The following is a 24,509-nucleotide window of genomic DNA, read 5'->3' on the forward strand; positions in this document are numbered from 1 at the left end:
CCGGCCCTCGCATCAGCGAGTTCTTGTCGCCCCCCAATGGGCGATCCCGGGCATCACCCTCAATGAGGATGGTGTCTGGCGGGCCGATGGCCCGGGTCATTCTCCATCCTCGCCCCATGGAGAACGGACCGAAATGAAAACTCTTCTTCTTGCGCAACTCATCATCAGCTTCCTGATGGCGACCATCATGACCGGCTTTTTCAGCCTGCTCGCGCTGGGAGTGAGCCCGCAATGGCCGCAAGCCTGGCTGCATAACTTCGTCATCGCCTGGCCGGTGGCGTTCTGTCTGTCGCTGGTCGTGGGCAAGGTGGCGTTTGCCATCGCGCACAGGGTGTTCCCGCCGGCGAGGGCCTGAGGGACGACCGGCCCCAGCCTCGTTCCCATCGGCGCTTGGCGTTTGCTGACGCGCTCTTCACCTCGACAAGGGGGGAGGGGGACCTGTTGGGGCGACTGCGCTGCCTAGTGCTGAAGTTCCTTGCGGACAGCGGAGGCGATAAAGGCCGAGCGCGTCTGGCCGCGCTCGCGCGCTTCTGCGTCGATGGCCTCGAGCAGACCGAGATCGAGCGAGACGTTGATGCGCGTGGTCGAGCCCAGGTCGCGGACCAGTGGAATGGCTGCAAGTCGTTTGGGAGAAATCACGAGGGTGGGGTGCCATCAGCTGCCCAAAACGGGAAAGGGCGGCCCTGGTGGACCGCCCTCCCGTTCGTGACCTTGGGAAAGGTCAGGTGTTCTAGTCGGCTGGTGCCGGCCGGACTTCTTAGAAGTCCATGCCGCCCATGCCGCCCATGCCACCGCCGCCCGGCATGGCCGGAGCAGCTTCCTTGGGCAGCTCGGCAATGAGCGCCTCGGTGGTGATCAGGAGCGAAGCGACCGAAGCCGCGTCCTGGAGAGCCGTGCGCACGACCTTGACCGGGTCGATGACGCCGAGCTGGACGAGATCGCCATACTGGTCGGTCGCGGCGTTGTAGCCGAACGAAACCGAGGCGTTCTCGAGGATCTTGGCAACCACGACCGAACCTTCAGCGCCGGCATTGCTGGCGATCTGACGGACGGGTTCCTGGAGGGCGCGGCGGACGATGGCGATGCCGGCGTCCTGATCAGCGTTGGCACCCTTGACCTTGAGGTTGGACGAAGCGCGCAGCAGAGCCACGCCGCCGCCCGGAACGATGCCTTCTTCGACGGCAGCGCGGGTAGCGTTCAGGGCGTCATCGACGCGATCCTTGCGCTCCTTGACTTCCACTTCCGTGGCGCCGCCGACCTTGATCACCGCAACACCGCCGGCGAGCTTGGCCAGGCGTTCCTGCAGCTTTTCCTTGTCGTAGTCCGAGGTGGTTTCCTCGATCTGCGCCTTGATCTGGGCAACGCGGCCCTGGATGTCTTCGGCAGCGCCGGCGCCATCCACGATCGTGGTGTTTTCCTTGGTGATCTCGACGCGCTTGGCGGTGCCGAGCATGTCGATGGTCACGTTCTCGAGCTTGATGCCGAGATCTTCGGAGATCACCTGGCCACCGGTGAGGATGGCGATGTCTTCGAGCATGGCCTTGCGGCGGTCACCAAAGCCCGGGGCCTTGACGGCAGCGACCTTGAGGCCACCGCGCAGACGGTTGACGACGAGAGTTGCAAGAGCCTCGCCTTCGATGTCTTCGGCGATGATCAGCAGCGGACGCTGCGACTGCACGACGGCTTCGAGCAGCGGCAGGATGGTCTGCAGGTTCGAGAGCTTCTTCTCGTGGAGAAGGATCACGGCGTCTTCGAGGACGGCGGTCATCTTCTCGGTGTTGGTCACGAAGTAGGGCGAGAGGTACCCGCGGTCGAACTGCATGCCTTCGACGACTTCGAGCTCGGTCTCGGCGGTCTTGGCTTCCTCGACGGTGATCACACCCTCGTTGCCGACCTTCTGCATGGCCTCGGCGATCTGGTCGCCGATCGAGGACTCGCCGTTGGCCGAGATGGTGCCGACCTGGGCGACTTCAGCCGAAGAATTGATCTTCTTGGCCTGGGCCTTGAGGCTGCCGACGACTTCCTCGACGGCCATGTCGATGCCGCGCTTCAGATCCATCGGGTTGAAGCCAGCGGCGACGGCCTTGACGCCTTCGACGACGATGGCCTGGCCGAGAACGGTGGCCGTGGTGGTGCCGTCACCGGCGATGTCGTTGGTCTTGGAAGCAACCGAGCGCAGGAGCTGGGCGCCCAGGTTCTCGAACTTGTCTTCCAGTTCGATTTCCTTGGCGACGGTGACGCCGTCCTTGGTGATGCGCGGGGCGCCGAACGACTTTTCGATAACGACGTTACGACCCTTGGGGCCGAGGGTCACCTTCACCGCATTGGCGAGGGTGTTGACGCCGCGCAGCATGCGCTCGCGGGCATCGGTGGAGAATTTTACTTCTTTGGCAGCCATGTCTGGCGCTCCTCAAAAATAAGCGTTGAACGGCTGGGTCCGGCCTTAGCCGATGATGCCCAGGATGTCGGATTCCTTCATGATCAACAGATCCTTGCCGTCGATCTTGACCTCGGTGCCGCTCCACTTGCCGAAGAGCACGCGGTCACCGGCCTTGACGTCCAGGGCAACGATCTTGCCGCTTTCGTCGCGCGCACCGGGTCCAACGGACTCGATGATGCCCTCGGAGGGCTTTTCCTTGGCGGTGTCGGGGATGATGATGCCGCCAGCGGTTTTTTCCTCGCTGTCGACGCGCCGGACGACCACGCGGTCGTGCAGGGGACGGAAGCTCATGTTCGCTCCTTTTGAGACCTTACGGTGATGCAAATCTGAAGCCTGTTAGCACTCCAGCATCGAGAGTGCTAGCAAGCTGACCGGGGATATAGGAGGGCGGTTTTAGGGAGTCAAGGTCGCGGGATTGTGACGGGAGCTTGAAACCGGTGTTTCCAGTGCGCCGCGAATGGGAGATAAGGGGCCATGAGCGAACAAGCAAAAAATTCCGACATCCGTCTCCGCCGCACCGGCGGCGCGGGTCTCAACACGCAGTGGAAATGGGAAATCGTGGACGCCGAGGGCAAGGTGCTCAAATCCGGCACCGCGCTGGGCGAAGAGCACAAGGCCTTCGCCACGGCCAAGAAGGCCAAGGAGCGGCTGGCCAAGTAGGTCCGGGCAGACAGGGTCCGGGCGATAGTCCGGGCCTGCGCTATTGCTGGCCGAACGGATCGTATTGCAGCAGCCAGGAATAGAGCCATTTCTCGCCGGCTCCGACCGAAGCGACGTCGTCGATCTTCCAGGCGCCCTCGTCCTGGACCATCGAGATGGTCAGCACCGTCGGCTTGCTGGCATTGGTAAAGCTCACCATTGCGACAGCCGTGCCGTCCTGGATCACCGGCTCGGAGACCGCCAGGTTCTCGAGCGTGCCCGTCTCGCCATTGATGAAGGGATTGAAGGCACCAAAATCGGGCGCTGCCGGATCGATGCGCGTGCCTTTCCCGTCCACTGCATTGGCCTGCAGATTGGCCACCACGAGCGATTGCAGATGGGGCGAGAAGTGTTTCTCGATATCCTCGTGCTCGCCGGCCACGAGGGGCTTGTAGATCTCCTCGATCAGCCCGCGGGGTGTATCCGCCACAGGAGCGCTACCGAAGATCATCGGCACGAGGCCGAACAATGTCCAATCCATGGTTTCCCTGGTCGTCTGATCGAGGATTGGCGCGGAAAATGCGAGGCCAAACCGCCTGAAATAAGGCGGGCGCGCGGGTCGCCTGAGATTTAATTCAATGCCTTGAGCGGGTTGGCCGCACTCAGGCGGCCCCTTTGGCTCCCGCCATCTCGGCCCAGGCCTGGCGCTTGCGGTAAATGGTCGAGGGGCTCAGCTCCAGCGCCGCGGCGGCCAGCGCGATGTTGCCGCCGAACGAGAGAATGGCGTCCTCGATGATGCGCTGCTCCTGCTGCCACATGGGCAGCACCGTCGTGCGGCGCGGCGCGGGTGCCGGTTCGGCGATGGGCGTGGGCGAATAGCTGCGCGATTCGATATCGGCGGCGCTCACCATCTCGGCGGAAATCTCTCCGCCATCGAACATCACCACCAGACGGCGGACGAGATTCTGGAGCTGGCGCACGTTGCCGGGCCACTCGCGGGCGATGAGGCTGTCGGCAGCTTCCGGAGAGAAGCCCGAGAATCGCTTGTGCTCCTCGCGCGCAAAACGGGCGAGGAAATGCTGGCCGAGCACCATGATGTCGGCCGGGCGCTGGCGCAGCGGGGGCAGGTGGATGGGCAGCACGTGCAGGCGATAGAAAAGGTCCTCGCGGAAGCGCTTTTCGGTGATCATCTGCATCGGGTTGCGATTGGTGGCGCAGATGACGCGCACGTCGACCTGGCGCGTATCGGCTTCGCTAACGCGGGTGAGTGCCCCGGTCTGCAGGAAACGCAGCAGCTTGCTCTGGAGCGAAAGGTCCATCTCCCCGATCTCGTCGAGGAAGAGCGTGCCGCCATCGGCCAGTTCGGCCGCGCCCTTGCGGTCTTCTACCGAGCCGGTATAGGCGCCGCGCGCGGCCCCGAAGAGCTCGGTTTCCATCAGGTCACGCGGAATGGCGGCGCAGTTGACGGCGACGAAACGCCTCTCGGCGCGCGGGCCCTTGGAATGAAGCGCCTCGGCGCACACTTCCTTGCCGGTGCCGCTTTCGCCGGTGATGAAGACCGGAGCCGAGGACGGAGCGATGCGCCCGATCTGCTCGTAGACATATTGCATCTGGGTGGATGCACCCACGAATCCGGCGAAATCGGCGGTAATGGCGCCCGGACGCGCATCGATGGTCAAGGCACGGGCCTTGCCGTGCCGATGGGCGAGTTCACCGATTCGGGCCGCAAAGCCCGTCCCGGAGATCGGCTTGGCCACGAAATCATGTGCGCCCGCGCGCATGGCGGCGACTGCAGCCGAGACCGAAGCGCCGCCCGACAGGGCGATCAGCAGCGCGCCTTCGGCGATCTTGGCCAGCCGCGCGACCGCTTCCTCGGTCGTGGGCGCCAGGTCGTCAAGGCTGGAAAGATCCATAAGGACAATGTCGTAGTCGCGCCCGCGCAGCTTTTCAGCCGCGGCACGTCCGTTCCGGCACTCCTCGATCACCGGCTCGGCCAGCAGGCATCCCGCCAGGTTGGCCGCCATCGCCCGCCCGGCGGCAGGGTCTCGGTCGATCAGGAGAATTGTGGCAGCGGCGTCGGACCTTCGTCCGGGTCGCATCGGCATGGGCGTTATCCTCGCCTGGCGTTTTTGCTTTGCCCGGATTGTTTATGAACAGGGTAAACAATTCGTTTGTCTTCCTTATCAAGGCATTCGCTTTTGCCGATTCAGCGAGGGTGGTATTGAGTTAGGAACAGAATCACTAACCTGAGCCAGGAAGAGGCAGTTGCAGGCGCTGGTTTATACTTTTATCGCCCTGGCAGCCTTTGCGGTGGCTGCGACGGCCTATTTCGGACTGGCGTTCTCGCCGGTCGAAGCCCTTATGCTCGCGCTGCTCCTGGGTGGACTTGCGGTCATTTACATGGAGCGCACGTTGCGGCGCCGCTCCGAAGCGCGCCTCGAGCGCGCCATCGAGGAACTCTCGCGCCTGCTGGCGACCGACGCCCAGGCGGGCCAGGTGCTCAGCCAGCGCATCAACGCCCTCTCCGATATCGACGCCGGCAAGCGCCTTTCGGGCCTCGAGGCCGATATCTCCGTGCTCGGCACGGTGGTGCGGCAGGTGGCCGAGGCGGTGGCCGATATCGAACAGGCCCAGGACGACGTGCGCGAGGCCAAGAAGGGCCCGATGGTGCTCAGCGCCACCGCCCGCTCCGTGCCCGAAGCGCTGCCCGAGCCCGAAATCGACCTCTCCGAGGTCGAAGACGCGCTGGACGACGGCAAGATCATCTTCCACATCGAACCGATCTTCACGCTGCCCCAGCGCCGCGTCCATGGCTACGACCTGACCCCGCGCATGCGGCTCGACGGCGGCGACCTGGCCGCCGCCTCCGAATTCATGCCGGTGCGGGGCGGCGAACGCATCGTCCGTCGCATCGAGCTGATGGCCCTCGAGGAAGCCGTGGTGCTTTCCCAGCGCGCCCGCGGCAACAAGGTGACGCTAAACCTCTATGCGCCGCTCTCGCGCGCGACCCTGGGCGATGCCGCTTCGGTCAACCAGCTTGCCGCGCTGCTCGAAACCAACCGGGCCGCCGCAACGGTGATCAACTTCGCCATCAGCGAGGACGACTGGCGCGCCGCGACCGGCGCCGAGCGCCAGGCCATGTCCTCGATGGTGCGGCGCGGCGCCGCGTTCTCGATCGTCAACGCCCGCTCGCTGCGCTCGGACTTCAGCGAACTCTCCTCGCTCGGCGTCAAGTCGGTGCGGGTGGACGCGTCGCGCTTCATCGACCAGCCCGAGGCCTTTACCGATATCCATACTTCCGATATCGCCAGTTTCCTGGAGCGTTCGGGTATCGACCTGATGGCCGTTGGCATCAGGTCGGAAGACCAGATCATAACCCTTCTCGAAGACGGCTTCCGCTTCGCGCAGGGCCATTACATGGCCGCGGCGGGCCCCATCCGTCCCGACCTCGTGGGTGATCGCCTGGCGCCTGTAGCGTAAGCGAAGGACCATTCTTTATGTCTGACACAGCCGGAGCGCTTTCCGGGCTTTCCGCCGTTTCCGGCCGCTATGACGTGGTTTTGTCCGACGTCTGGGGCGTCGTGCACAACGGGGTGGCCGCCTACCCGTCGGCTGTCGAGGCGCTGCTCAGGTTCCGCCAGGGCGGCGGGCGGGTGGTGCTCATCACCAATGCCCCGCGACCCTCGGCGCCGATCATCGAAATGCTCGATCATCTCGGGGTGCCGCGCGCGGCCTATGACGCGGTGGTGACCTCGGGCGATGCCACGCGCACCATGATCGCGCGCTATTCGGGCAAGGTGATCCACCATGTCGGCCCGCCGACCGCCGACGACGCGCTCTATGAAGGGCTCGACGTGCGCCGCGGCTCCGCCGAGGAGGCCGACGCGGTGGTGGTGACCGACCTCGACACCGATGACGACACCCCGGACATGTATGCCGAGCGCATCTCCCAGTGGCTGCGGCGCGGCCTGCCGCTGATCTGCGCCAATCCCGACAAGGTGGTCGAGATCGGCGAGCAGATCGTCTATTGCGGCGGCGCGCTGGCCGACATCTACGAGGAACTGGGCGGGCAGGTGATGATGGCCGGCAAGCCCTACGTCCCTATCTATCGCGAAGCGCTGGCGCTGGCCGAAAAGGCGCTCGGGCGCCCGGTCGACAAGGCGCGCATGCTGGCCATCGGCGACAGCGTGCGGACCGACGCCATGGGCGCGGCCGATTTCGGCATCGACCTGCTGTTCATCACCGGCTCCATCCATGCCGGCGAACTCGACGCTTTCGGGCAACCGGACCCGCAGCGCATCGCCGACCTGGTGGCCACGACCGGCGCCAACATGGCCGGATTCATGGCGCGGCTGGGCTGGTAGCTTGCATTGGCGCGGTAAAGTTGGCAATTTCCGGCGGCTTTCGCACTGGGGCGTTCTTCAAAGTGACTGACTTCATCAAGCTCGCGGGCCTCGATAACGTACCGGCCCGGCTCAAGGGCGCCCAGATTGCCATCGGCAATTTCGACGGTTTCCATCGCGGCCATCAGCACGTCTTCGCCACCCTCAAGGCGCGCGCCAGGCTGCGCGGCGTCCCCGCCGTGGTGCTGACGTTCGAGCCCCACCCGCGCGACGTCTTCGCGCCCGAGCCGTTCATGTTCCGCCTCACCGAAGGCGCCGCCAAGGCGCGGCTCGCCGAGGCACTGGGGCTGGACGGCATCGTCATCATGCCCTTCACCCGCCAGCTCTCCCAGGTCGAGCCCGAAGACTTCGTGACGCGCTACCTGATCGAGGGACTGGGCGTTTCCGGCGTCATCGTCGGGGCAGACTTCCATTTCGGCCGCGAGCGCCGCGGCACTCCCGATTTCCTGCGGCAGGCCGGCGCCGCCAATGGCTTTGAGGTCGAAACGCTCGATCTCATCGACGATGGAGCCGAGCCGATCTCCTCCTCGCGCGTGCGCGCTGCCCTGCGCGAAGGCGACCTGGCCACCGCCAATACGCTCCTGGGCTATCACTGGTTCGTCGAGGGCGAGGTGGTCTCGGGCGACCGGCGCGGGCGCGAACTGGGCTTCCCCACGGCCAACATGGCGACACACGAGGGCTTTCACCTGGCCCAGGGCGTCTACGCCGTGCGCGCGCGGCTGGGCGACCGGCTGATCGACGGGGTGGCCAGCTTCGGCAAGCCCATGTTCAACAACCAGCGCCCGCCCTTCGAGACGCATCTTTTCGACTTCCACGACGATATCTATGGCGCCCACCTCTCGGTGGCGCTGATCGGCCATATCCGCGGGCAGGAAGTGTTCAAGGGGCTCGATGACCTGATCGCGGCCATGAACCGGGACAGCCGCAGGGCCGAGGACGCGCTGCGCGCCTGCGGGCCGATGAGCGAGCTGGACAAGAAGCTCGGCTTCTTCGGCTAGCCGCCGCTAGTTTTCCTCAAAATGCCGGGTGATGAGCCCGGCCACCGTTTGCGCATGGGTGATGGCCAGGTCGTGGTCGCCGCCCGCGATGACGTGCAGCCGCGCGTCCGGCAGCAGCGCCAGGAGCCGCTCGCCCACCGCTACGGGGCTGATCGGGTCGCGGTCGCCCCAGAGCAGCAGGGTCGGGCAGGCAATGTCCCCCAGGCGTGCCGAAAGGTCCTCGCGCGCCTCCCCGATCCAGCGCGCGGCGTGAGGGTAGGCTGCGTAGTAATCGGCGCGCCAGTCGCTGCCGCCCAGATCCGCCACCGGTACGCCGCCCGATGTCGCGGCTAGCACGAGCCGGCGGACCTTCTCCGGCGCGGCCAGGGCAACCTTGACGGCGACGAGCCCGCCCATGGATTGGGCGACGATGTTCGAGGGCGCATCGAGGGCGTCGAGCACCATGGCAACGAGATCGTCGATGCCCTGGACATCGGGCCGCGACGGCTCGTCGCCCAGCCCCGGCCAGGCCAGGAACCGCCCATCGAGATGCATATGGTTAGCGACCCGGCCCCAGAAGGCCGCACTGCCGCCCGCGCCGGGGAGAAAGAGGGTCGGGGCCACCTTAGCCGGCGAAGGTGAGGATGTGCATGGCGCCCGCGCCATATTCGCGCCGGTCTTGCAGGGCGAAGCCCTCGGGGATCGCGACAGTCGCCTCGCTGGCCTCTTCGAGCACCACTGTTGCTCCGGGCGCCAGCCACTTGCCCTCGCGCAGCTCGACCAGCGCCTTCTCGCCCAGGCCCTTGCCATAGGGCGGATCGAGGAAGGCGAGGCCGATGCCGCCCATGGTTCCGGCCGGGCCGAGATCGGTCGCGTCGCGGCGCAGGAGCTTGGTGACCCCGCCCGCTCCGAACGCCTCGATATGATCGCGGATGAGCCCGCGCGCATCGGCGCCGGTATCCACGAAGATCACATGGGCTGCCCCGCGCGAAAGCGCCTCGAGCCCGAGCGCGCCGGTGCCGGCGAAGAGGTCGATCACACGCACGCCGTCCAGGTGCGGCCCCAGGCGGCTGGCGAGGATGTTGAAGATCGATTCCCGCGCCCGGTCCGAAGTCGGGCGGATCGAGTCATCGGGTGGCGACAGCAATTGCTTGCCGCGGAACTTGCCGGCAACGATGCGCATGGCTTACCCGCGCGGCTTGCGCGGGCCGCGTGGCGCGCCGCCGCCGGGGCGGGGCGTCCGCGGACCCGAAGAAGGGCCACCATCCTTGCGCGGGCCGCCACGGCCCTTGGGCGCACCTTCCGGACGCGCACCGCGCGGGCCACCCTTGCCGCGCGGCGGCGCATCGCTGCGCGGACCGCGTGCCGGAGCGCCTTCGCCGCGCGGAGAGCGCGTGGAGGAACGGGGAGCTCCGCCTTCGGGACGCGGACCACGACCCGCCGGACGGCCCGCACCCTCCGGACGAGGACCGCGCGCGGGGCCCGCGCCATCGCGGCGAGCAGGGCGGGGCGAAGCATCGGCGCTGCGCGAACGCGGCTTGCCGCCCTCGGCACCGTGCGGCTTGCTGGCATAGGAGCGCTTCGGCGCTGCCGAGCGGTCATCGAAACCGGCGGCGGAACGCGGGGCGCGCGGCTTGCGCGTCCATTCCCCAGCCTCGCGGGCGTCGGGACGGTCCGAATGGCTGCGGCGCGGGCGGTCGCTCAGCGGCTTCTCGCCGCGGCTGCGGAAGGGCTTGTCGCCGGCGGCCTTGCCGCGCGGCTTCTTGTCGAAGTCACGCTCTTCGCGCGCCGGACGTTCCTCGCGCTTGCCGTAGCTGCGCGCCGGCTTGTCGTCCTCGGAGCGGAACTCGGGTTTCTTGCGGCCCTGCGGCTTGGCCTTGTACTCGGCCGGCGCGCGGCCGTCATCGAAGTGGATCTTGCGGGTCGGACCCTCCTCGTCCCGGAACCGACCGGGACGGCCGGCGGGAGCGGCGCGGCCGCCGCGCGCGGGCTTGCCGAAATCGCGGCCGGGGCGATCAGGCGCGCGGCGCGGCTCGGGCAGTTCGGAAATGAAGTCGGCATTGGCCTCGCTGGCCAGCCGCTCGCCGAGCTGATCCTGGAGCACGCGATCCTTGACCGTCTCGACGGCACCGACGGCGAGGTCCCCGAGCTGGAACGGGCCATAGCTGACGCGGATGAGGCGGTTGACCTCCAACCCGAGCGCGCCGAGCACGTTCTTGACTTCGCGGTTCTTGCCCTCGCGCAGCGCCAGCACCAGCCAGACATTGTGGCCCTGCTCGCGCTCGAGCGTGGCCTCGATCGGCCCGTACTTGACCCCGTCGACCTCGATGCCGTCCTCGAGCTTGTCGAGCGCGGCCTGGGTGATCGAGCCGTGGGCGCGCACGCGATAGCGCCGCAGCCAGCCGGTGGCGGGCAGCTCGAGCACGCGCTTGAGGCCACCATCGTTGGTGAGGAGCAGCAGGCCTTCGGTATTGATGTCGAGGCGCCCCACCGTGAGGACGCGCGGCAGGCCCAATTCGTTCAGGGCCTCGAAGATCGTCGGGCGGCCTTCCGGGTCCTTCTCGGTGACCACCAGGCCCGGGGGCTTGTGGTAGAGCCAGACGCGCGTGCCCTGGCGGGCGGCCAGCGGCTTGCCGTCCACCGCGATCTTGTCACGCTCGGTGACGTTGAAGGCCGGGGTCTTGACCACCTTGCCATTGACCGAGACGCGCCCGGCGGCGATCCACAACTCGGCGTCGCGACGCGAACACAGGCCAGAACGGGCCATCACTTTGGCCAGACGATCGCCCGTGGTGGGCGCGGAGCGGCTCTCAGACATGCCGGCAAGCTCTTTTCTTCATGCGGGGCCCGAAGGCGGCGCGGTTGTGGTGGATGCAGGAGTCGTTACCCCCTCCGCAGCCTCGGCTGCAAGAGGGGGTAGCCAACAATAGGTCGTCAGCGATCGGAACGGGGCTCAGTTGATGCCCAGATCGTCCGAGAGCTTGGAGGTCGGGCTGGTGCCCAGGATGCCGTTGGAGACCGCCGGGCCGCGCTGCTGGAGCGCCTTGCGGATGGCGGGCGGGCAGCGCGGATCGTTGAGCTGCACCAGCTCGCCACTGGCCGTGGCGCAGATCAGGTCCCGGCCGCCGACGGTGGTGAAATACTCATCGGGAGGAATGTAGAGCGGCTTCTTGGTGTTGCCGCTGGTGGCCATGTTGGCCGCGTTCATGCGGGCCGTGAGCTGCTTGGCTTCCGCATCGGTAAGCGGGCGGCCCGAAAGCGAGCGCAGGTCGACCACGCGCGCATTGCGCAGGCGCTGCATGTCCGCCTCGGAAATGTTGGAGGTGTCGATCTGCACCTTGCTGGAATCGACCGGCAGCATGGCGACCTTGCTCTCGGTCTGCGGCAGCGGGGCGCCCGAACCGGCCTTGGGCAGCACGAGCGGGCCGCGCGCCTCGATGGTTTCGGACTTGGTGCTCTTGGGAACCATGGAAAGGCCCTGGAGCGTGGAGGTCATCACCTCGCGTTCGAAGGTGCCCACGTCGGTCATGGCATTGGTGCCTTCGACCGTGGTGCAGGCGGAAAGCGCCGCGCCGAGGAGCAGAACTGCGGAAACCATACCGGCCCGGGTCACGGCCATGAAAACGGGCCGTCGCCCGGTATTGACGTTACGCATGCAACTTTCCTTCAAGAAGCCCCTCAGGACCAAGGCGACCGCCTTATAGCCCATTGCCCCGCCTAAGACCAGATTCTGGCAGCAACGTGTTCACGGGTTGTTAAGGGGAGACACCGTGGCGCGCAAGAGGGGGATGAAGGGGCGAAAGAGGCCATATGGCCCCATCACGATTTCTCATCCCCAGCGAAGGCCGGGGTCGGTTGAGTGGCGTGCCCTGTGGGCAACCGGCCTTAAGAGGCCGCCACCGTCTTGCGCCGGCCGACGCCGAGGACGTCCAGGACCAATAGACAGACGCCCAGCGTGATCGCCGCGTCGGCGAGATTGAAGATGTAGAAGGACCGCTCGCCCAGGTGGAAGTGGAAGAAATCGGCGACCGCGCCATAGAGCAGGCGGTCGAGTGCGTTCGAGAGGGCACCGCCGATGCACATGGCCAGGCCCGCGCGCACCAGCGGGGCGTCGGTGCGCACCCACCAGATGGCCAGCGCCACGATGGCAATGGCCATGATCACCCCGAGCGCCGCCACCGGCAGGCTATCGAGCAGGCCATAGGAAATGCCGGTGTTCCAGACGAGGACGTAGTCGAAGAAATCGGTGACGCGCACCATTTCCCCGCCCGTCCAGCCGCCCTGGCTCCAGGGTTCGAACATCCCGGCAGGGCAGGGATGCTCGGGCGAGATGCACGCGCTCGCCACCTGGTAGAACTTCTGGCCGCGGTCGATCGCGAAGGCGAGGACCCCGACCAGCAGGCTGACGATGATCGAGGCGCGCTGGCTCAAACGGAGAGCCCCGCCGCTGCACGCTCGCGCATCGCCTGGGCGTCGCGCGGGGTGAGATCGGGGTAATCCGCATCCGTGCCGACTTCGGGCAGGATCTTCCAGGACCGGGCGCAGCGCTTGCCCTGGGCGAGCGCGGGAACCACCGCGACACCTGCCACCTCGTCGAGGCGGAAGGCGTCCGCGGGGCCGTCCCCACCATCGACCTCGATGGACGAGGTGATGGCGATCTCTGCGAAGTCTTCGCCCTTGATGAGGGCGAAAAGCCCTTCATCGGCGATGTAGACCTTGGGCGCCGCTTCGAGCGAGGAGCCGATGACCTTGTTGCGGCGCTCGATCTCGAGCGCGCCGGTCACGACGCGGCGCACGGCCTTGATCCTGTCCCACTTGGCCTCGAGCGCATCGTTGCGCCAGTCAGCCGGCACCTTGGGGAACTGGCGCAGGTGCACCGAGGAGTCATCGCCGGGGAAGCGCTCGAGCCAGACCTCTTCCATGGTGAAGGGCAGGATCGGGGCGAGCCAGGCGGTGAGGCACTCGTAAAGGTGGTTGAGCACCGTCAGGGAGGCGCGGCGGCGGACCGAGGAGATCGGGTCGCAATAGAGCGCATCCTTGCGGATGTCGAAGTAGAAGGCCGACAGCTCGATATTCATGAAGTTCGAGAGCGCGAAGACCACGCGCTTGTAGTCGAACGCCTGATAGGCCTCGCGCACCAGCACATCGAGCTCGGAGAGGCGATGGAGCACCAGCCGCTCGAGCTCGGGCATCTCGAAGACCGGCACGGTTTCCTCGGCCTTGTAATGGGCGAGGTTGCCGAGCAGCCAGCGCAGCGAATTGCGCAGCTTGCGGTAGGCGTCCACGGTCGTCTGGATGATTTCCTTGCCCAGGCGCAGGTCTTCCGAATAGTCGGCAGACGCCACCCAGAGGCGCAGGATGTCGGCGCCGTACTGCTTGATGATCTCCTGCGGGGCGACGGTGTTGCCCAGCGACTTGCTCATCTTGCGGCCTTCCCCATCCATGGTGAAGCCATGGGTGAGCACGGACGCATAGGGCGCGAAACCGTTGGTGGCGCAGCTTTCGAGGAGCGAAGAATGGAACCAGCCGCGGTGCTGGTCCGAGCCTTCGAGATACATCGAGGCGGGGAAGGTCAGGTCCGGCCATTTCTGGCGGTTGCGCAGCACCCAGGAATGGGTGGTGCCGCTCTCGAACCAGACATCGAGGATGTCGTCGATCTTTTCCCACTCGTCGGCCTTGTAGCCGTCACCCAGGAACCGCTCGGCGGCGCCCGGCTTGAACCAGGCGTCGGCGCCCTCTTCCTCGAAGGCCTGGCCGATGCGGTGGTTGACCGCCTCGTCCTTGAGGATCTCGCCGGTTTCCCGGTTGACGAACACGGCGATCGGCACGCCCCAGGCGCGCTGGCGCGAGAGCACCCAGTCCGGGCGGTCCTCGATCATCGAGCGCAACCGGTTCTGGCCGGCCTGCGGATAGAACTTGGTGGCGTCGATCGCCTTGAGGGCACGGTGGCGCAGCGTGTCGCCCGCCTTACCCTCGATGTCGCGGTCCATATAGACGAACCATTGCGGGGTGTTGCGATAGATCACCGGTTTCTTGGAGCGCCAGGAATGCGGATACTGGTGCTTGACGCGGCCACGGGCGACCATGGCGTTGCGCTCGGCGAGAGCGGTGATGACGCGCTGGTTGGCGTCGCCCTTCTTGCCGTTGTCGTCGATGACGCGCGCGCCTTCGAAGCCGGGGGCGTCCTTGGTGTAGAAACCCGCATCGTCGACCACATAGGGGATCGCCGTGTCGATGCCGCGCTCGTGGATTTTCCGCGAATTCGCCATCCAGACTTCGAAGTCGTCGATGCCGTGGCCCGGAGCCGTGTGCACGAAACCGGTACCGGCATCGTCCGTCACGTGCTCGCCGGGGAGGAGCGGCACTTCGAACTCATAGCCGCCGGCAAGGCCGCGCAGCGGGTGCGAGCAGGAGGTGATGTGCGCCGGGTCGACATCGCCGATGCGGGCGAATTCCTCGACCTTGGCCTTGGCGAAGACTTCGCCGGCCAGCTTGTCGGCGATGATGTACTTCTCGCCCACCGAAGCCCAGTTGCCCTCGGGCGCCTTGGTGACCTCGTAGAGGCCATAAGAGATCTTGGGCGAATAGGAGATGGCGCGGTTGGCGGGGATGGTCCAGGGCGTGGTGGTCCAGATGATCACCGACGCATTGAGGTCGTGGAAGGCCTTGGACGTGATCTCGCCGCCGCCCGAATGGACCGGGAACTTCACCCAGATGGTGTCGCTCTCGTAGTCGGCATATTCGATCTCGGCTTCGGCGAGCGCGGTGCGCTCGACCACCGACCACATGACGGGCTTGGAGCCGCGATAGAGCTGGCCGGAAGCGGCCACCTTCATCAGTTCACGGGCGATCTGCGCCTCGGCGTCAAAGCTCATGGTGAGGTAGGGATTGTCCCAGTCGCCGAGCACGCCCAGGCGCTTGAACTCCTCGCGCTGAACGTCGATCCAGTGCTGGGCGAAGGTGCGGCACTCGGCGCGGAACTCGATGACGTTGACGTCGTCCTTGTCCTTGCCCTTGGCGCGGTACTGCTCCTCGACCTTCCACTCGATGGGCAGGCCATGGCAGTCCCAGCCCGGCACGTAGGCCGAGTTGTAGCCCAGCATCTGGTGCGAGCGGGAAACGAGGTCTTTCAGCGTCTTGTTGAGCGCATGCCCGATATGGATGTTGCCGTTGGCATACGGGGGACCATCATGGAGCGTGAACTTGGGCCGATCCTTGGCCTGCTCGCGCTGCAGCCGGTAAAGATCCATATCCGCCCAGCGCTTGAGCCAAATCGGCTCCCGATCCGGCAAGCCAGCGCGCATCGGGAAATCGGTCTGGGGGAGGAAGAGCGTGGCCGAGTAATCGTGTTCGGTCTCGACGCCCTGAGCGGTATCGGTCATCGGCTATCAACTGAAATTGGATTAGGGGGCGCTTGTAGCAAGGCAAGGCGGCGGGGGAAAGGTTCTTTTGCGTCGCGGGCGTGTGGGGCTCCCCCTCACCGCCCTGCCGGGCACCCTCTCCCCGACGGGGCGAGGGTTTTCGCTGGGGCGCGGCAGGGGTGGCGAGCGGGATTGGGGTGATCCTCAAGGGGATCGTGCAGGCAGGTCTCCTTCCCCTTTGTGGGGAGGGAGGAGAGATGCAAGCTCGGAGTTTGCGGCTCACCCCCACCCTCAGTCCCTCCCCACAAGGGGGAGGGAGGCCGATCGTGTTGGCCAACACTCCGATCTTCCCCGGACTTGATCCGGCGCCTGTCGCATCCGTCCATCCGAGTGGAGACACCCGTCGGCCTCGGCTCTGCAGCCGGGGAAGTGATCGGGCCAGATTGGCATCCCTAACGCGTGCGGCCAAACAGGCGCTCGATGTCCTTGAGCTTCAGTTCCACATAGGTCGGCCGGCCGTGGATGCACTGGCCGGAATGCGGGGTGGCTTCCATTTCGCGCAGCAAGGCGTTCATCTCTTCCACCCGCAGGCGACGGCCGGAGCGGACCGAGCCGTGGCAGGCCATGCGGGCGATGATCGCGTCGAGCCGGTCCGAAACCGCTTCGGCGCTGTCCCACTCGGCAAGGCCATCGGCGAGATCGCGGACGAGGCCGTGCACGTCGGTCTGCCCCAGCAGCGCCGGGGTTTCGCGGACGGCGACGGCGCGGGGGCCGAAGCGCTCGAGGTAGAGGCCGAGCTTTTCGAGCGTCGGGGCGGCTTCCTCCAGCCGGTCGCAATCTTCCTGCGGCAGCTCGATGACCACCGGGATGAGATGCGCCTGGCTGGCAATGGGGCCGGCGGCCATCTGGGCCTTGAAACGCTCATAGACCAGCCGCTCATGGGCGGCGTGCTGGTCGACGAGGACGAGGGAATCCCCGTTCTGGGCGACAATGAAATTCTCGAACATCTGCGCGCGGGCGGAGCCCAAGGGGTATTCCTCGGGTTCGGCGGGCGCGGGAGCTTCGGGCGGTGGCAGGTCGACGCGGGCGCTCGGGGGGGCGAAATCGGAAAAGCTCAGCGGGCGGGCGGGGGCGCTGTAGGTCGGGCGATAGGCCGGCGCGATCTCGGGCCGATAGGCATCCTGCATCGGCTCGGCCATAGCAGGCTCGGGGGCGCGGAAGGCGTCCATGACCGATTCCGCCACGGTGTTGGACGCACGGAAACCGGCGGCGGCGAGGGCCTCTTGAATGGCGCGGATCACCGCGCCGCGCACGGCGCCCTGGTCCTTGAAGCGCAGCTCAGCCTTGGCCGGATGCACGTTGACATCCACCTCGGCCGGATCGACGGCGACGAAGAGCGCGATGACCGGGAAGCGATCGCGGAAGACGAAATCGGCATAGGCGGCGCGCACGGCGCCGAGCAGCACCTTGTCGCGCACCGAGCGGCCGTTGACGAAATAGAACTGCGAGAGGCTGTTGGCGCGCGAATAGGTGGGCAGGCCCGCGAGCCCCGCCACCACGATGCCGTGCCGGGCGAAGCCGAGCGGGGCGGCGTTTTCGGAGAAGTCATCGCCCATGACCTGGCTGAGCCGGGCGGCGAGCGCGCCTTCCCCGGTGATGCCGGGCCAGTTGAGAGTGGAGCGATCCGAGCCGTCGAGCACGAAATGCACGTGCGGATTGGCCATGGCGAGGCGCTTGACCGTATCGGTGATGGCCGCCGCCTCGGCGCGGTCGGTCTTGAGGAATTTCAGCCGGGCAGGGACGGCGGCGAAGAGGTTGCGGACGTCGAGGATCGTGCCCTTGTTCATCGCCTGCGGTACCGGGCCGCGTTTGACGCCGCGCCGCACTTCGAGCCGCAGCCCGCTCTCGGCGCCGTCCGGGCGCGAGGAGACGGCAAGGTCGGATACCGAACCGATCGAGGCCAGCGCCTCGCCGCGGAAGCCCAGGGTGCGGATGTCGTCGAGATCGTCAGCCTGGAGCTTGGAGGTTGCGTGGCGCTCGACCGAGAGGATCAGGTCGGCTTCGTCCATTCCGCATCCGTCATCCTCGATGCGGATCTGCGTCTTGCCGCCACCGGCGGTGGTGATGACGATCTTGGACGCGCCGGCGTCGATGGCGTTCTCGACCAGTTCCTTGACCACGCTCGCCGGCCGCTCGACGACTTCGCCGGCGGCAATGCGATTGATGAGGTCTTCGGGAAGCTGGCGGATAGACAAGAGGTGATTCTCCTTTGCCGCCAGCATAGGGGATGCGGGGGAGGGTGTTGACCCGGAAATGGCGGCTAGAGGCCGACAGCCTTCTTGAGGATGGCATTGGCGCGCGTCTGCCAGCCGGGTCCTTCTGACTTGAGGCGATCGAGAACGTCGGCGTCGAGGCGGATGGACACAAGCTGCTTGGGGTTGTCGCTGCGCGGGCGCCCGCCGGCATTCCGCATCTTTTCGGCGAGTTCCGGGAGGGCCTCGGCGAAGGGGCGCGCCTTGGAAAGCTGGCTTTTGGAAATCTCGGGATTGTCCGAGACGGCATCCCAATCTTCCTGCGCATAGCCCTGGCCGGGCTTCATCTTGTTGGTCACAATAGCTTCCTTTCTGCCGCACTGGCGGAGCGCATCGAAATGATCGACAGCCCTTCCGTGCCGAGCACAGCGAAAATCACCGAGATCGTGCTGTCCCCGAGAGAGCCGAAGGCCTGGAAACGGCCGTTCCGGGCGGGGATGACGAGAGCGCCGAGGAAGAAGTCTTCCGTCAAATCGTTGAAGTCCATGCCGTGTTTGGCAAGGTTGGCGAGGCGCTTCGGTTCATCCCAGGTGATGGTTCGCACAAGGGTTTATGTAAATACAGAAAGGTGGATTGGCAAGGGGTGGGGTGAGTTGGGGCCCGAACGTCTCCGCCTTCACCCTCACCCCCAAACCTGCTACCAACCGCCCCATGAACGCTCCCCAATCCCCGATGGATCTTGCGCTGGCACTTGCCGAGGAGGCTGCTGCCAATGGTGAGGCTCCGATCGGGGCGGTGGTGGTGGAGAACGGCAAGATCCTCGCCGCCGAGCGGAACCGGATGCAGGCGCTCGGGGATCCGACGGCGCATGCGGAGATGCTGGCGATCAGGAAGGCGCTGGAGGTTCGCGGAACCGGGCGGCTCGATGGGTGCGATCTCTATGTGACGCTCGAGCCCTGCGCGATGTGCGCGGGCGCCATCGCGCATGTTCGGCTGCGGCGGCTCTATTACGGGGCGGACGATCCCAAGGCCGGGGCGGTGGACAATGGGGTCCACCTCTTCGCCCAGCCCACCTGCCACCATGCGCCCGAGGTTATCGCCGGTGTAGGCGAACGGCGGTCCCGGAGCCTGCTGAAAGACTTCTTTGCTGGGCTAAGGTGAAGGCCTCGATGCGGGCATCGACCTGGCGCTTGAAGCGGTCCTTGTCGGCATCGACATGGGCGATGATCTCGCGCACGCGCCAGAATTCGTGGGCGCCGAACAGCGACAGGTGCGGGCGCACGTAGATATCGGGCGGATAGGCCGCCATGACGTTGGCGATGAGCGCATGCATCATGATCTGCGCCGAGCCGAACCACACATCGAGCGGCCTGTAGTTGAGAGGCTGCTGCTCGGCCGGATCGCCATTGACGTCGATGCCGATGAGAATGTCCGTGTCGGCCGCAGCCTGGTCGAGCGGCAGCGGGTTGACCACGCTTCCGTCGACCAGCACGTGGTTGGCATAGCGCACCGGCCGGAAGAGCGTCGGGATGGCGATCGAGGCGGCGATGGCCGGGCGCAGGGGGCCGGAGTTGAAGACCACCTGGTGCCAGGACTGGAAGTCGGTGGCGACGGTGAAGAGCGGGGTGGCGAGTTCGGAGAATTCGCTCGGGAAATAGGGCGGCACGAAACTGTCGACCACCTTGTCGGCATCGAGCTGGAGCGGGATGCCGTTGTGGAGGATGCCCCGGATGCGCGGCACGTGCGTGGACCACAGCCGCCCCATGATGGTGCGGGTATTGCCCAGCACGCCATAGGAATGCTCGCGCAATTCGCGCCCGGTCATGCCCGCCGCCCAGCCGGCGCCGATGAGGGCGCCGATGGAGGTGCCGGCGATGACAGAGGGGCGCAGGCCCATCTCGTCGAGCGCTTCGATGTAGGGAATATGCGTCAGCCCGCGGGCGGAACCGCCGCCGAGAGCCACGCCGATACGAGGTCCTGCCGAGCCAGACACTTTCGCACTGGGCTCCTTGCCCGTGCGCCGTAGGGCTGCGGCCAGCTTGCGCCCCCGCTCCACGAGCGGGAGGGGCGGCCGATCCTGGGCGCCCGGAAAGGGTAGGCCTTCAAGGTTGACGATTGGTTCAGGCGCGAGTCCGGGCGATTGCGCGCCATCCGATGTCGCGCCTCGCAAAGCCGTCCGGCCAATCAATTGCATCAACCGCTCGGTAAGCACGGTCCTGCGCCTCCTCGACGGAGGAACCTAGCGCCGTGACATTGAGCACACGTCCCCCATTGGAGAGTAAACGCTCGCCATCCCGGCGAGTTCCTGCATGGAACACCCGAATGTCGGCGGAGTCGAGGCTCTCCGCCCCCCGTATTTCGGTGCCCTTCTGGTAACTTCCGGGGTAGCCCCGGCTCGCCAGAACGACGGTGAGGGCGGTGCGCGGATCCCACTCGGCGGTATGCCCGGCGAGCTGGCCGGTGGCGGTGGCGAGGAGCAGGTCGAGAAGATCGGACTTGAGGCGCATCATCAGCACCTGCGTCTCGGGATCGCCGAAACGGGCATTGTATTCGATGAGCTTGGGGCCGGCCCTGGTGAGCATGAGCCCGGCAAAGAGCACGCCCTGGTAAGGGGTGCCGCGCGCGGCCATGCCGGAAATGGTCGGAGCGATGATTTCGGTGAGCGTGCGCTCCATGAGCTCGGGCGTCATGACCGGGGCGGGCGAATAGGCGCCCATGCCGCCGGTATTGGGGCCCTTGTCACCATCGAAGGCGCGCTTGTGATCCTGAGCCGTGGCAAGCGGAAGGGAGTTGACGCCATCGCAGAGGACGAAGACCGAGACTTCCTCGCCTTCGAGGAATTCCTCGATCACTACTTCGGCGCCGGATGCACCGAAGGCGCCGGCAAAGCAGTCGCGGATGGCGGCCTCTGCTTCCTCGAGCGTCATGGCGACGGTGACGCCCTTTCCCAGCGCCAGGCCATCGGCCTTGATGACGATGGGGGCGCCCTGATCGCGGACATAGGCGAGGGCCGGGGCTTCGGCGTCGAATTTCGCATAGGCGGCGGTGGGGATGTCCATCTCGTCGCAGAGCGCCTTGGTGAAGCTCTTCGAGCCTTCGAGCTGGGCCGCCTCCCTGGAGGGGCCGAAGCAGGGGATGCCGATGGCGCGGACGTCGTCGCCTAGCCCCGCCACAACCTGGGCGTCGGGGCCGATGACGACGAAGTCGATCTTCTGAGACGTTACAAACGCAAGGACGGCGGCGTGGTCGTTGGGATCGAGTGCGACGTTCTCGGCAAGTTTCGCGGTGCCAGCATTGCCGGGCGCGACGAAAAGTTTGGTGAGCCTGGGGGACTTGGCCAAGGCCCAGGCCAGGGCATGCTCGCGCCCGCCGGAACCGATGAGAAGTACGCGCATATGGGGCTCCCCGATTTTGGCCAGCCTCCCGGCGGGAAGTGCCGAAGGGGCTGGGGCTCGATCTGGGCCGCCCGATAACATGCCCGGTCCGCCTTCGCCACCCTTGACGGACTCGGCGTCATCGCGCACCTCTCGGGGATGCCCGAACAACTCACCAACGCCGCCGAATACACCGTCTCCGAGATTGCCCAGGCCGTCCGCCGCACCGTCGAGGAAAACTTCGACTATGTACGGGTGCGTGGCGAGATCTCGGGCTATCGCGGCCAGCATTCTTCGGGCCATGCCTATTTCACGCTCAAGGATGCCGACGCCTCGATCGACGCGGTGGTCTGGCGCGGCAGTTTCGCCCGCCTGGCCTTCAAGCCCGAAGAGGGGCTGGAGATCATCGCCTCGGGGCGCCTGACCACCTTCCCGCGTTCGTCCAAGTACCAGATCGTCATCGAGAACATCGAGCCCGCCGGCGCCGGGGCGCTGATGGCGCTGGTCGAGGAGCGGCGCAAGAAGCTGGCGGCCGAAGGCCTTTTCGCCAAGGAACGCAAGCGCCCGCTCCCCTACCTGCCGCGCGTCATCGGCGTGGTGACCTCCCCCACGGGCGCGGTGATCCGCGATATCCTCCATCGCCTCGAAGACCGGTTCCCCACCCACGTCGTGGTCTGGCCGGTGCGCGTGCAGGGCGATACCTGCGCGCCAGAGGTTGCGGCGGCCATCGCCGGGTTCAACGCCCTGCCAGAGGACGGACCTATCGCGCGCCCGGACCTGCTGATCGTGGCCCGTGGCGGTGGTTCGATCGAAGACCTCTGGGGTTTCAACGAAGAGATGGTGGTACGCGCCGTCGCTGCGAGCCGCATCCCCATCATCTCGGCGGTGGGCCACGAGACGGACACCACGCTCATCGACTATGCCGCCGACATGCGCGCGCCGACCCCTACCGCGGCGGCCGAGGCGGCGGTGCCGGTGCGCTCCGAGCTCATCGCCTATGTCGATGACCAGGGCGCGCGCCAGCGCATGGCGGCGCGGCGCATTCTCTCGAATTATCGCGACCGGTTGCGCGCCGCCGCTGCCGGCCTGCCGCGACCGGCCGACCTCATCGCCACCGCCCAGCAGCGGCTCGACCACGCCTCATCGAACCTCCTGGCCGCGCTGCGGCACGCCAAGCAGATCAAGGAAATCCAGCTCGCGCGGGTGACTTCGCGCCTCTCGCTCTCGACGCTCGAGGCAACCGTGCATCGTGCGCGCCTGCGCTTCGATCCGGTGGCGGCGCGTGCGGAGCCCGCTTTCAGGCGCATGGTCTCGGACCGGCGCCTGCGCGTCGACAATCTGGGCAAGCTGCTGCTCACCCTCGGCTACAAGTCGGTGCTGGCGCGCGGCTATGCCATCGTCAAGGATGCCGAAGGAGAGCTGGTGCGCGGCAAGCAGTTCCTGGCGGAAGGGGATGCGCTGCGCATCGAGTTCGCCGATGGCGAGGTGCCTGCCGTGGTGGGCGAAGGCGGCAACCCGCCCCGGCCTTTACCTTCCGTTAAGCCAAAGAAGCCGCGGTCCTCGCAAGAGCGTGATGATGAACAGCCCGACCTCTTTTGACTGCCACATTTCCCCTCTATATGAGGAGGACTACAGTCAGCATTTGGCCGGACGCGCGGGGGCGAGGACGCCATGAATATCTTCGACAAGGGGTTCACCCCTTCGGAAGCACAGATCCGCTACATGGATGGCGATTTCGTCGTCCTCAAGCCCGGCAGCTTCGTGCGCTGCGCCATTACCGGCAAAGCCATCCCGATCGATGAACTGAGCTATTGGAGCGTGGACCGGCAGGAGCCCTATGCCGATGCCACGGCCGCCTACCAAGCCTACCAGCGTTTCGGCCTGAACGGCTGAGCGCCGCGGTGACGGAAGGGTCCGGCCCGCGCCGCCTGCTTTTCGTTTCCACCAGCGCCGGGGAAGATTCGGTTGCCGCCGAGATCATCCGCCGGCTGCCGCCCGGCTTCATCGTCGAGGCCTATCCGGCGATCGGCGAGGGCACGGCCTATCACGGGCTCTGCGCCATAGTAGGCCCGCGCGCGCTGCCGCCACGCTGGCGCCGCGCCCGCTTTTCGGTTCCCCATGATTTCGGCCTGGGCAATGCCCGCGCCTTCTGGCCGGGCGTGCAGTTCCTGCGCCGCGTGCGCAAGAGCTACGACCGCGTGATCGTGGTCGGCGACATCGCCGCGCTGGCCGGGTGCTGGGCGGCGGGTATTGGCGACGTCGTGTTCCTCGACCTGCACCGGACCGGCCACGGACGGCCCTATACGGCCCTGGAGCGGCAATTGATCGGGCGCACCGCCGCGCTCGTCTTCTGCCGTCACGAGGACCTGGCCGCCGCGCTGCGCGCCGATGGCCGCGATGCCCGCTCGGTCGGCAACGTGCTCATGGATTGCGTGCCCCATGGCGACTACGACGCGATGAGCCGGCGAACCCGGCCGACCGCGGTGACGCTCCTGCCGGGCAGCCGGGCGGGCAACAGCGAGAGCTTTGCGCTCCAGATCAACGCCCTGCGGGCACTGCCTCCCGAGGACCGCCCCGACATTTTCCTCGCCGTCGCCGGCTCGGTTTCGATCGACGACCTGGCGCGCGCCGCCAGGCTCCACCGCTCCGGTCTGCTGACCGGCCAGTCCGCCGACCTCTCGACCCTGCGCGACGAGCAACTGACCGTGCACATGGCCCATGGCTCGGCGCTGGGCAACCTGATCGAGGCATCCGACATCGTGCTATCGCAGGCCGATACGGCCACGGTCCAGGCGGTCGGGCTGGGCCGGCCGGTGATCAGTTTCCGCACCTTCCGCGACCGCGGGGCGCGCTATCGCGATGAGCAGGGGCTCTATGGCATCGCGCGCATCGTGACCCTGCCGGATGTGCAGAGCGTTTCCCAGGCGCTGCGCGTGCTGCTGGTCAATGCCGACGAGCGTGCCCGCATCGGCGCGCTCGGCGCCGAACGGGTCGGGGGCGCCGGCGCTATCCAGGATGTGGTCGACGCCATTGTCGGCTGAGCTTGCCAAGCCGGTCGCGGGC

The 24,509-nt window shown here is 66.6% G+C and carries 25 protein-coding genes; 9 read left to right on the top strand and 16 right to left on the bottom strand.

The features are described 5' to 3' along the window. The first annotated feature begins 133 nt into the window (after window positions 1-133). On the top strand, window positions 134-355 hold the full coding sequence (locus FNA67_RS04710; RefSeq protein WP_049707819.1) for a DUF2798 domain-containing protein: 222 nt from the start codon (window positions 134-136) through the stop codon (window positions 353-355). A 104-nt stretch (window positions 356-459) separates the two neighbouring features. Here FNA67_RS04710 and FNA67_RS04715 read toward each other — a convergent pair whose 3' ends face one another. From FNA67_RS04715 to FNA67_RS04725, 3 genes are all read right to left on the bottom strand, one after another. After that, window positions 460-639: a YlcI/YnfO family protein gene (locus FNA67_RS04715; protein ID WP_170267210.1), complete on the bottom strand. Its 180-nt coding sequence runs from the start codon at window positions 637-639 to the stop codon at window positions 460-462. A 118-nt stretch (window positions 640-757) separates the two neighbouring features. Then, on the bottom strand, window positions 758-2,398 hold the full coding sequence (gene groL, locus FNA67_RS04720; protein ID WP_049704137.1) for a chaperonin GroEL: 1,641 nt from the start codon (window positions 2,396-2,398) through the stop codon (window positions 758-760). A gap of 45 nt (window positions 2,399-2,443) precedes the next feature. Beyond that, window positions 2,444-2,731, bottom strand: a complete 288-nt coding sequence (locus FNA67_RS04725; protein WP_049704138.1) for a co-chaperone GroES — start codon at window positions 2,729-2,731, stop codon at window positions 2,444-2,446. A gap of 183 nt (window positions 2,732-2,914) precedes the next feature. On the opposite strand from FNA67_RS04725, the gene FNA67_RS04730 reads away from it, so the two are divergent. Continuing rightward, window positions 2,915-3,100, top strand: coding sequence for a hypothetical protein (locus tag FNA67_RS04730; protein WP_049704139.1), 186 nt, complete (start codon window positions 2,915-2,917; stop codon window positions 3,098-3,100). Between the two features lie 40 nt (window positions 3,101-3,140). Here FNA67_RS04730 and FNA67_RS04735 read toward each other — a convergent pair whose 3' ends face one another. Both FNA67_RS04735 and FNA67_RS04740 read right to left on the bottom strand, forming a co-directional pair. Beyond that, the gene (locus FNA67_RS04735; RefSeq protein WP_147655238.1) at window positions 3,141-3,620 is read right to left on the bottom strand and encodes a YqhG/Tai3 family protein; all 480 of its coding nucleotides are present in this window, start codon (window positions 3,618-3,620) and stop codon (window positions 3,141-3,143) included. Window positions 3,621-3,741: 121 nt separating this feature from the next. Further along, entirely contained in the window at window positions 3,742-5,184 is a 1,443-nt protein-coding gene (locus FNA67_RS04740; RefSeq protein WP_244616468.1) for a sigma-54 dependent transcriptional regulator, read from the bottom strand. Window positions 5,185-5,344: 160 nt separating this feature from the next. Between FNA67_RS04740 and FNA67_RS04745 the strand changes: the two genes are divergently transcribed. The 3 genes from FNA67_RS04745 (at window position 5,345) to FNA67_RS04755 (ending at window position 8,480) form a co-directional block, all read left to right on the top strand. After that, window positions 5,345-6,559, top strand: a complete 1,215-nt coding sequence (locus FNA67_RS04745) for an EAL domain-containing protein (protein ID WP_049704142.1) — start codon at window positions 5,345-5,347, stop codon at window positions 6,557-6,559. A 17-nt stretch (window positions 6,560-6,576) separates the two neighbouring features. Then, on the top strand, window positions 6,577-7,443 hold the full coding sequence (locus FNA67_RS04750; protein WP_147655239.1) for a TIGR01459 family HAD-type hydrolase: 867 nt from the start codon (window positions 6,577-6,579) through the stop codon (window positions 7,441-7,443). A gap of 62 nt (window positions 7,444-7,505) precedes the next feature. Beyond that, on the top strand, window positions 7,506-8,480 hold the full coding sequence (locus FNA67_RS04755; RefSeq protein ID WP_049707820.1) for a bifunctional riboflavin kinase/FAD synthetase: 975 nt from the start codon (window positions 7,506-7,508) through the stop codon (window positions 8,478-8,480). A 6-nt stretch (window positions 8,481-8,486) separates the two neighbouring features. Here FNA67_RS04755 and FNA67_RS04760 read toward each other — a convergent pair whose 3' ends face one another. The 9 genes from FNA67_RS04760 to FNA67_RS04800 all read right to left on the bottom strand — a co-directional run bounded on the left by FNA67_RS04760 (window position 8,487) and on the right by FNA67_RS04800 (window position 18,676). Then, window positions 8,487-9,125 (bottom strand): alpha/beta fold hydrolase, encoded by a 639-nt coding sequence (locus tag FNA67_RS04760; RefSeq protein WP_195812458.1) that lies wholly within the window; start codon window positions 9,123-9,125, stop codon window positions 8,487-8,489. Beyond that, window positions 9,085-9,642, bottom strand: a complete 558-nt coding sequence (gene rsmD, locus FNA67_RS04765) for a 16S rRNA (guanine(966)-N(2))-methyltransferase RsmD (RefSeq protein WP_147655241.1) — start codon at window positions 9,640-9,642, stop codon at window positions 9,085-9,087. The genes FNA67_RS04760 and rsmD overlap by 41 nt, the downstream gene beginning before the upstream one ends. 3 nt (window positions 9,643-9,645) lie before the next feature. Then, on the bottom strand, window positions 9,646-11,277 hold the full coding sequence (locus tag FNA67_RS04770; protein ID WP_053167668.1) for a pseudouridine synthase: 1,632 nt from the start codon (window positions 11,275-11,277) through the stop codon (window positions 9,646-9,648). 135 nt (window positions 11,278-11,412) lie between these two features. Then, window positions 11,413-12,114 carry a hypothetical protein gene (locus FNA67_RS04775; protein ID WP_147655242.1) on the bottom strand — a complete coding sequence of 234 codons (702 nt, stop codon included), beginning with the start codon at window positions 12,112-12,114 and terminating at the stop codon, window positions 11,413-11,415. Window positions 12,115-12,344: 230 nt separating this feature from the next. Further along, on the bottom strand, window positions 12,345-12,890 hold the full coding sequence (gene lspA / locus FNA67_RS04780; protein ID WP_053167671.1) for a signal peptidase II: 546 nt from the start codon (window positions 12,888-12,890) through the stop codon (window positions 12,345-12,347). Continuing rightward, complete coding sequence (gene ileS, locus FNA67_RS04785) at window positions 12,887-15,841, bottom strand: isoleucine--tRNA ligase (protein ID WP_147655244.1); 2,955 nt, start codon at window positions 15,839-15,841, stop codon at window positions 12,887-12,889. Before ileS ends, lspA begins: the two co-directional genes overlap by 4 nt. 431 nt (window positions 15,842-16,272) lie before the next feature. After that, window positions 16,273-18,075 carry a DNA mismatch repair endonuclease MutL gene (gene mutL / locus FNA67_RS04790; RefSeq protein WP_147655245.1) on the bottom strand — a complete coding sequence of 601 codons (1,803 nt, stop codon included), beginning with the start codon at window positions 18,073-18,075 and terminating at the stop codon, window positions 16,273-16,275. A 65-nt stretch (window positions 18,076-18,140) separates the two neighbouring features. Then, the gene (locus FNA67_RS04795; protein WP_308499094.1) at window positions 18,141-18,431 is read right to left on the bottom strand and encodes a BrnA antitoxin family protein; all 291 of its coding nucleotides are present in this window, start codon (window positions 18,429-18,431) and stop codon (window positions 18,141-18,143) included. Next, the gene (locus FNA67_RS04800; protein ID WP_147655246.1) at window positions 18,428-18,676 is read right to left on the bottom strand and encodes a BrnT family toxin; all 249 of its coding nucleotides are present in this window, start codon (window positions 18,674-18,676) and stop codon (window positions 18,428-18,430) included. The genes FNA67_RS04795 and FNA67_RS04800 overlap by 4 nt, the downstream gene beginning before the upstream one ends. A 107-nt stretch (window positions 18,677-18,783) precedes the next feature. Between FNA67_RS04800 and FNA67_RS04805 the strand changes: the two genes are divergently transcribed. Beyond that, window positions 18,784-19,233 carry a nucleoside deaminase gene (locus FNA67_RS04805; protein WP_147655247.1) on the top strand — a complete coding sequence of 150 codons (450 nt, stop codon included), beginning with the start codon at window positions 18,784-18,786 and terminating at the stop codon, window positions 19,231-19,233. Here FNA67_RS04805 and FNA67_RS04810 read toward each other — a convergent pair. Continuing rightward, entirely contained in the window at window positions 19,166-20,065 is a 900-nt protein-coding gene (locus tag FNA67_RS04810; RefSeq protein ID WP_170267211.1) for a patatin-like phospholipase family protein, read from the bottom strand. The two genes, FNA67_RS04805 and FNA67_RS04810, sit on opposite strands and share 68 nt — an antisense overlap. A 127-nt stretch (window positions 20,066-20,192) precedes the next feature. Beyond that, on the bottom strand, window positions 20,193-21,467 hold the full coding sequence (gene purD, locus FNA67_RS04815) for a phosphoribosylamine--glycine ligase (protein ID WP_147655249.1): 1,275 nt from the start codon (window positions 21,465-21,467) through the stop codon (window positions 20,193-20,195). Window positions 21,468-21,605: 138 nt separating this feature from the next. On the opposite strand from purD, the gene xseA reads away from it, so the two are divergent. The 3 genes from xseA (at window position 21,606) to FNA67_RS04830 (ending at window position 24,487) form a co-directional block, all read left to right on the top strand. After that, entirely contained in the window at window positions 21,606-23,045 is a 1,440-nt protein-coding gene (gene xseA, locus FNA67_RS04820; RefSeq protein ID WP_147655250.1) for an exodeoxyribonuclease VII large subunit, read from the top strand. Window positions 23,046-23,117: 72 nt separating this feature from the next. Beyond that, window positions 23,118-23,339 carry a DUF2093 domain-containing protein gene (locus FNA67_RS04825; RefSeq protein WP_049704153.1) on the top strand — a complete coding sequence of 74 codons (222 nt, stop codon included), beginning with the start codon at window positions 23,118-23,120 and terminating at the stop codon, window positions 23,337-23,339. A gap of 8 nt (window positions 23,340-23,347) precedes the next feature. Then, complete coding sequence (locus FNA67_RS04830) at window positions 23,348-24,487, top strand: hypothetical protein (RefSeq protein ID WP_147655251.1); 1,140 nt, start codon at window positions 23,348-23,350, stop codon at window positions 24,485-24,487. The last annotated feature ends 22 nt before the right edge of the window (window positions 24,488-24,509 follow it).

It is taken from the genome of Youhaiella tibetensis (assembly GCF_008000755.1).
In the GTDB taxonomy this organism is placed as follows: Bacteria; Pseudomonadota; Alphaproteobacteria; order Rhizobiales; family Devosiaceae; genus Paradevosia; species Paradevosia tibetensis.